Below are 5,952 nucleotides of genomic sequence, written 5' to 3'. Positions count from 1 at the left end.
AATGTCTTGATGAATTCCGCGGCGAAGGAGAAAGAAGGGAGCGCCGTGTCAGGCAGGGACGATCGGCAGCACGTCCGGCGACAGCGCCGCCGCCCGTGCCGCGGCACTCGTCATCCGCTTCCGGTGATGGCGCCGGCACAGCACCTCGTACCCGACCTCCGCCATCGAGCGGTCCACGTCCCCCACCACGACCTGCTCCCCCTCGACCACCATCTCGCCGCCCACGGTGCGCGCGTTGTGCGTGGCCCGCGCCCCGCACCAGCACATGGCCTCGACCTGGAGCGTCTCGACCCGGTCGGCCAGTTCGATCAGCCGCTGCGAGCCGGGGAAGAGCCGGGTGCGGAAGTCGGTGGTGATGCCGAAGGCGAAGACATCGAGCTCCAGGTCGTCGACGACCCGCGCGAGCTGGTCTATCTGGCCGGGGGCCAGGAACTGGGCCTCGTCCACGATCACGTAGTCGACCTTGCCGCCCTGCGAGAGACTCTCCACCACGTGCCCGTACAGATCGAGGTCCGGCTCCGCCTCCACCGCGTCGGTGACCAGGCCGAGGCGTGACGACAGCTTGCCCTCGCCCGCGCGGTCGTCCCGCGTGAAGATCATGCCCACCAGGCCGCGGGCCGAGCGGTTGTGCTCGATCTGCAGAGCCAGCGTGCTCTTTCCGCAGTCCATCGTTCCGGAGAAGAACACCAGCTCGGGCATGGGGAGTTGAAGACCTTTCGGTACGTACGAGTGTGGGTGGCGGTGGCGCTCAGGAGCGGACTTCGAGGAGCGGCACCAGCTGTTCGACGGGGGTCATGGAACCGTGCATGCCGACCAGGGCCGACTCCTTGGGCTCCAGCTGCGAGGCGATGATCGCGACGTCGTCGTGGGCCGCGGCGATGACGTCGCCGAGCCGCTCGTACACACGTTGATCAATGTGTGGACCGAACCAGCCCGCCGCGATCGCCTCGTCCCGGCTCGCCACCCAGAACTGCTCTCCGAGGACCTCGCGCCAGACGGTCAGCACGTCGTTCGCCGCGCCCGGCACCGCGTACACATGGCGGGCGCGGCCCTCGCCGCCGAGGAGGGCGACTCCGGCACGGAGCTCCCAGTCCTCGTCGAAGTCGAAGCGGGACTGCTCGTCGAAGGGGATGTCGAGCATGCCGTGGTCGGCGGTCACGTACAGGGCGCTGCGCGGCGGGAGTTGCTCGGCCAGACGCTGGACGAGCCGGTCCACATACATGAGTTGACCGCGCCAGGCGTCGGAATCAACACCGAAGCGGTGTCCCTTGCCGTCCACCTCCGCGTAGTACGTGTAGACCAGCGAACGGTCGCCCGCCGCCAGCTGCTCGGCGGCGAGGTCCATGCGGTCCTCTCCGGAGAGGCGGCCGCGGAACGTTCCGCCACTGAGGGCGATCTTGGTGAGCGGGGTGTTCTCGAAGTGCGGGGACGAGACCTGCGCGGTGTGCACGCCCGCCTCGTGGGCCTGCTGGAAGACGGTGGGGTGGGGCTGCCACGCGCGCGGGTCGGTCCACGGGTTCCAGCGGAGCTGGTTCATCAGCTCGCCGGTGGCGGGGTTGCGCACGGTGTAGCCCGGCAGCCCGTGTCCACCCGGGGGCAGGCCGGTGCCGACCGAGGCCAGCGAGGTGGCCGTCGTCGCGGGGAAGCCCGCGGTGATCGGGCGGCCCGTGGCGCCCCGCGAGGAGGCGATCAGGGACGTCAGGAAGGGCGCCTCGGCCGGGTGGGCACGCAGCTGCTCCCAGCCCAGGCCGTCGATCAGGAAGACGCAGTTGCGGTCGGCCGGGGCCAGCTCGGGGATGCGCGGCGCCTCGAAGCCGGGCACGCCCTGGTGGGCCACCAGCGTGGGGAGCAGATCGGCGAGCGAGCCCGCGCCGTACTCGGGCACGGGGGCGGAGGCGACGGCAAGGGGCTGCACGTCGTCCCAGGCGGGCAGCGACATCAGCGGCCGGTGTCCCGCGTCGCCGCCGTGACCTCGGAGAGGGCCTGGGCGAAGGCGAGCGTCTGGCGCACCGCGTCGGGGCCGTCGCCGGCCTCGCTGACGCGCAGGCTGAGGTCGTCCGCCGTCGAGTTGCCCGTGTAGCCGTGGTCCGCCTCGCAGTTGGGGTCGCCGCAGGCCGCGGGCTCCAGGTCGATGCGGGAGACGGCGCCCCAGCCGATGGTCAGGACGACCTCGCGGGGCAGCGTGCCGGGCACGTACTTCTCGGGGTTGGCGACGACGCGGCTGAGGACCACGGAGGAGATGCGGCCGATCTTCACGGACTCGGTGGACGTCGTCGCGTACGGCGTCGGGGACGTGCTGTCGGCGGCCTGCTCGTCCGTGTGGCTCACGATGAAGCGGGTGTCGGTCAGGACGAGGACCGTGACGTGCCGGCGCACCTCGTTCGCGTCGAACGTCGTCTCCTGGTGGACCAGGTACGACCCGATGGACTCGCCGCCGATCGCGGCCTCCACCGCCTCGGCCACGAGGGCCGGGTAGTAGCCGCTGCGCTCGATCGCCGCGCGCAGCCCCTGGGTCGTCGTACCGGTCTTTGCCATGCCCTCCATCCTACGGCCCGGCAGGGGGCGCGCAGTGCCCCCATGGCGGGCTCAGTACACGGGCAGCGTGCGGGGACCGAGGTCGGTGCGCGCGGGCGGCGGCGCGAGCCGGACGGAGGCGCCGAGCACGGTCAGGCCGCGCTGGGCGACGACCACCGGCTCCAGGGAGACCGCGACCACTTCGGGATGGTCGTCGACCAGGCGGGAGACGCGCAGGAGCAGCTCTTCGAGGGCGGCGGTGTCCACGGGTGCGGAGCCGCGCCAGCCGAAGAGGAGGGGCGCGGTCCGGATCGACCGGATCGCCTGGGCCGCGTCCCGTTCGGTGACCGGGATCAGCCGGTGCGCGGTGTCGCCGAGCAGCTCGGACGCGGCGCCCGCGAGGCCGAAGGAGAGCACGGCCCCCGCGGCGGGGTCGAGCACGGCGCGCACCACGGTGTCGACGCCCCGGGGCGCCATGCCCTGGACGACCGGGCGCAGCTCCTCGGGCGTGCCGAAGGTCTCGGTCAACTCGGCGTAGGCGCGGCGCAGTTGGTCCTCGTCGGCCAGGTCGAGCCGGACCCCGCCGAGGTCGGCGCGGTGGCGCAGGTGGGGCGCCGTCGTCTTCAGGGCGACCGGGTAGCCGAGCTGAGCTGCGGCGCGGGCGGCGGCGTCCGGGTCGGGGGCGGGCCGCGCGGCCTTCACGGCGATGCCGTAGCGGGCGAGCAGGGCGTGGGCGTCCGGTCCCGCGAGGGTGGTGCCGCGGGCGTCGTCGTTCTTGGCGAGCAGGGCGGTGACGAGGTCGGCGGTGCCGCTCTCGTCGATGTCCTCGTACTCGGGGACCTTGCCGGGGTTGCCCGCGTCGCGGTGCCACTGGGCGTACTTCACGGCTTCGGAGAGGGCGCGTACGGCCCGCTCGGCGGCGGGGTAGGCGGGGAGGGTGCCGGTGCCGTGTCCGGTGAGGGGCGGGGGGTCGGCCGGCTGGGCGTCCTCTTCGGAGCGGGCCGTTTCGGTGCCGGGGGCCGGCACCCGGGCGTCCGGCCGGGTCCGGGTGGCGGCGGCCAGCGCCTCGGCGAGCCCGCCGAGCTCCACGTGGACGACGGCCACCGGTTTGGCGGGGCAGCCCTCCGTGGCGGAGGTGAGGGCGGCGGCGAGGCCCTCGCCCTCGGCGGCGGACTCGTCGATGGACTCCCCCACCCAGGGGATCGCGGTGACGATGACGGCGTCGCACGCGCCGTCGGAGAGGGCCTCGGCGAGGGCGGCGCGGAAGTCGGCGGGGGTCGCGGCCGTGGTGAGGTCCCTCGGGGGCAGCGGCCGCAGCCCCTCGGCGACGCAGGCGTCGTACGTGAGCAGCCCCAGCGACTCGGAGTTGCCGAGGATGGCGACCCGGGGTCCGGCGGGCAGCGGCTGTCCGGCGAGGAGGAGGCCCGCGTCGACCATCTCCGTGACGGTGTCGACCCGGATCACGCCCGCCTGCCGCAGCAGCGCCGAGACGGTGGCGTGCGGGAGGCGGGTGGCGCGCACCGCGTGGCCGGTGGGCGCGATGCCGCTGTGCCGGGCGCCCTGCACGACGACGAGGGGCTTCGCGGTGGCGGTGCGGCGGGCGAGGCGGGTGAACTTCCGCGGGTTGCCGATGGATTCGAGGTACATCAGCGTGACGTCGGTGTCGGGGTCCTCGTGCCAGTACTGCAGCAGGTCGTTGCCCGAGACGTCCGCGCGGTTGCCCGCGCTGACGAACGTCGACAGGCCGGCACCGCGGCGGTGCAGTCCGGACAGGAGCGCGATGCCGATCGCGCCGGACTGGGTGAACAGACCGATGCGCCCGCGCGCGGGGGACTGCGGTGCCAGCGAGGCGTTGAGCCCGGTCTCCGGAGAGGTGTTGATGACTCCGAAGGCGTTGGGTCCGATGATGCGCATCCCGTAGGAGCGTGCCTGGCGCACCAGTTCGCGCTGCCGCTCCCGTCCCTCGGCGCCGCTCTCGGCGTATCCGGCGGAGATCACCACGAGCCCCTGCACGCCCCGCTCCCCGCACGCGGCGACCACTTCGGGGACCCGCTCGGCGGGCACGGCGACGACGGCGAGGTCCACGGGGTCGGCGATGTCGGCGACGGAGCGGTGGGCGGGCACTCCGTCGACGGGCGGCTGGTCCTCGGCGAAGGCGGCGTTGACCGCGTACAGGCTGCCGGTGAACGCGGCCTCCTTGAGGTTGCGCAGCAGGCTGCGGCCGACGCCTCCCGGGGAGCGGCCCACGCCGATCACGGCGACGGAGCCCGGGGTGAGCAGGCGCTGCACCGAGCGGGCCTCGGCGCGCTGCTCGCGCGCGTGCTGCACGGCGAGCGACCGGTCCGTCGGCTCGATGTCGAACTCCAGGCGGACGACGCCGTCTTCGAAGCTGCGCTTCTGCTGATACCCGGCGTCCGTGAACACCTTGATCATCTTGGAGTTGGCGGGCAGCACCTCGGCCGCGAAGCGGCGGATCCCGCGCTCCCGGGCGACGGCCCCGATGTGCTCCAGGAGAGCGGAGGCGACTCCCCTGCCCTGGTGCGCGTCCTGCACGAGGAAGGCGACCTCGGCCTCGTCGGGAACAGGAGGGGCGGGCGCGAGGCGCCCTCCGGCAAGGGTGGCGGTGGGAGACGGGCGGGACGAGGCGGCCATGCCGTTGGCGTCGATGCGGTCGTAGCGGACGGTCGCGATGAACTCTCCGCCGACCACCGCCGCGAGCCCCACCCGGTCCACGTAGTCGTGATGGGTGAAGCGGTGCACGTCCTTGGCGGACAGCCGCGGGTAGGGCGCGAAGAAGCGGTAGTACTTCGACTCGTCCGAGACCTGCTCGTAGAAGCTGGTCAGCCGGTCGGCGTCGGCCTCCGTGATGGGCCTGATCCGGGCGGTGCCCCCGTCGCGCAGCACCACGTCGGCCTCCCAGTGGGCCGGGTACGCATGCTGGTCCGACTGCTGATCCGACGGGGTCTGCATGGGGTCAGGGTACGGGTCGCGGGGGTGCCGGGGCCGGGGCAGGCTAGGAGAGGTCGAAAGGCGGCCGGGGCTCGGGACGTACGGCACGCACAGCGTGGACGGACGTCCGGCGGAGCACCTGTCGCGGCATGAGATAGTGGTCTAGACAAGTGTGAGACACCTGGAAGGCAGCAACACATGGCTGAGCGCCGCGTCAACGTCGGCTGGGCCGAGGGCCTCCACGCCCGCCCCGCCTCCATCTTCGTCCGCGCGGCCACGGCCGCGGGCGTCCCCGTGACGATCGCCAAGGCCGACGGCAACCCCGTCAACGCCGCCTCGATGCTCGCGGTGCTCGGCCTGGGCGCCCAGGGCGGCGAGGAGATCGTGCTCGCGTCGGACGCCGAGGGTGCGGACGCCGCCCTGGACCGTCTGGCGAAGCTGGTCGCGGAGGGCCTCGAGGAGCTCCCCGAGACTGTCTGATCGCAGATA

5 protein-coding genes are annotated in these 5,952 nt (G+C 73.2%); 1 reads left to right on the top strand and 4 read right to left on the bottom strand.

The window, feature by feature from the left end; all coding sequences use genetic code 11:
- Positions 1 to 48: 48 nt before the first annotated feature.
- From ACQB60_RS45625 to ACQB60_RS45610, 4 genes are read right to left on the bottom strand one after another with little or no spacing between them, the layout of a single operon-like run.
- A complete protein-coding gene (locus ACQB60_RS45625; protein WP_384838492.1) occupies positions 49 to 699 on the bottom strand; it encodes a thymidine kinase in 651 nt (216 codons plus the stop codon).
- A 49-nt stretch (positions 700 to 748) separates the two neighbouring features.
- Complete coding sequence (locus ACQB60_RS45620) at positions 749 to 1,939, bottom strand: alkaline phosphatase family protein (RefSeq protein ID WP_496932021.1); 1,191 nt, start codon at positions 1,937 to 1,939, stop codon at positions 749 to 751.
- Positions 1,939 to 2,535 (bottom strand): DUF5998 family protein, encoded by a 597-nt coding sequence (locus ACQB60_RS45615; RefSeq protein ID WP_384838498.1) that lies wholly within the window; start codon positions 2,533 to 2,535, stop codon positions 1,939 to 1,941. Before ACQB60_RS45615 ends, ACQB60_RS45620 begins: the two co-directional genes overlap by 1 nt.
- Before the next feature lie 51 nt (positions 2,536 to 2,586).
- Positions 2,587 to 5,484, bottom strand: coding sequence for a bifunctional acetate--CoA ligase family protein/GNAT family N-acetyltransferase (locus ACQB60_RS45610; protein ID WP_496932020.1), 2,898 nt, complete (start codon positions 5,482 to 5,484; stop codon positions 2,587 to 2,589).
- Positions 5,485 to 5,661: 177 nt separating this feature from the next.
- Between ACQB60_RS45610 and ACQB60_RS45605 the strand changes: the two genes are divergently transcribed.
- Positions 5,662 to 5,943: an HPr family phosphocarrier protein gene (locus ACQB60_RS45605; protein ID WP_030021209.1), complete on the top strand. Its 282-nt coding sequence runs from the start codon at positions 5,662 to 5,664 to the stop codon at positions 5,941 to 5,943.
- Positions 5,944 to 5,952 lie beyond the last annotated feature (9 nt).

This window comes from Streptomyces odontotermitis, from assembly GCF_050510915.1.
Classification (GTDB): domain Bacteria; phylum Actinomycetota; class Actinomycetes; order Streptomycetales; family Streptomycetaceae; genus Streptomyces.
Note: the sequence above shows the minus strand (reverse complement) of the source record. Positions and strands in the feature narration are given on the sequence as shown.